We start from the raw sequence: 1,618 nt of genomic DNA on the forward strand, positions 1-1,618 counted from the left end.
GGACTGCTGGCTGTCGCCTTCCTTCGTCTTCGCAACATCAGGAAATATCGCCACGCTCCTTCGCCTCAAAATTGGGAAGAGGCGCGTCGCCGCGAGAACGACTACATACTGTACGGCTCGATGCATGGCTTCATGCTTGGCGCCTTCTGCTTTGTCGGCATCTATCTTGCCTATGACCCGTTCGCGGAAATAGCTGCCGTCTGCGTGACGCTTGCCTCCGCCACGTCTATTGCTGGCCGCAACTATGGTTCGCCCAGGATGGTCGTGATCTTCATTATGACCATGACTTGGCCGATCTCGCTGGGCTTCATCCTGCGGGGCGATCCCTATCACTTCATTCTCGGCCTGCTTTCGGCGCCATTTCTTTTTGCTATCAAGCGCTTCGCCGATCTGGTCCGCGAGGTGCTTTTCGCCGCCCTGTCCGAGGAAAAGAAGGCCAATCGCATCGCCCAGCGCTTCAACCGAGCGCTCAACACCATGTCGCACGGCCTTGTCATGCTCGGCCCGGACGGCCGCGTCGCGGTGGCCAATGCCGAGGCGGCGCATCTGATGTCGCTCAAGTCGCCCGACGCGCTGCTCGGCCGGTCGATCCATGGTCTGTTGATGCGCGGTGTCGCCGGCGGCATGCTGGCGCCCAAGGATTGCCGCTACATCGAGGCCCAGCTGACGCGTGCCCTGCGCGAGGGCCGCGACCGCAAGGTGCTGGTTTCCCTCGCCAACGGCCAGCATTACGAGTTCTCGGCTCGCGAAGGCAGCCAGGAACTGGGCGTCATCACCTTCGAGGACGTCACCGCCCGTGTCGAGGCGGAAGACAAGATCCGCTTCATGGCACGTTACGACAACCTCACCGGCCTGCCCAACCGCGCCTATTTCCATGAACTGGTAGGCGAGGCCATGGTATCAGGCGATCGCGATCGTCTCTGCGGCCTTGCGGTGCTCGACCTCGACGATTTCAAGAGCGTCAACGACACGCTTGGCCATCCGATCGGCGATGGCTTGATCTATGCCGTTGCCGAGCGGCTTGCCGCCATTGCCAGGCAAGATATCACGGTCAGCCGTTTCGGTGGCGACGAGTTCATGATCTTCTTCGACCGCGTCGAGGATGAGAGCCATCTGACCAGCCAGCTCGACGAGATTTTCGCCGGCCTGCAAGGGGAAGTCGACGTCGCCGGTCACGGGCTGCGCATTCAGGCCAGCGGCGGCGCGGTGCTGTCACGGGTCAAGGATACCGATGTCGACGCCATGATCGTCAAGGCGGACCTGGCGCTCTACAAGGCCAAGGAGCTCGGCAAGAACAGCTGGCGGCTGTTCGAAGCCTCGATGGATGCCGCCTTCCGCAACCGTCAGCTGATGAAGGCGGACCTGCGTACAGCCGTGGAAAGCAAGGGCTTGAGGGTGGTCTATCAGCCGATCGTGGCGATGAGCACCATGCGTATCGCCAGCTGCGAGGCGTTGTGCCGGTGGGATCATCCCGATCTCGGGCCGATCTCGCCCAGCATCTTCATTCCTTTGGCCGAGGAAATGGGCATCATTTCCGAGATCAGCACCTTCGTGCTGCAGGCAGCCTGCGCCGAATGCGCCAAATGGCCGGACCAGACCAGCGTCTCGGTCAATCTCT

General features: G+C 61.6%; 1 protein-coding gene. It reads left to right on the forward strand.

Annotated features, from left to right (window positions below; translation table 11 throughout):
• Nucleotides 1-1,618 (forward strand): diguanylate cyclase (locus tag EN906_RS33435; protein WP_127375740.1); only part of this gene is annotated, 1,618 nt, incomplete at both ends.

The organism is Mesorhizobium sp. M7A.F.Ca.CA.004.06.1.1, assembly GCF_003999135.1.
In the GTDB taxonomy this organism is placed as follows: domain Bacteria; phylum Pseudomonadota; class Alphaproteobacteria; order Rhizobiales; family Rhizobiaceae; genus Mesorhizobium.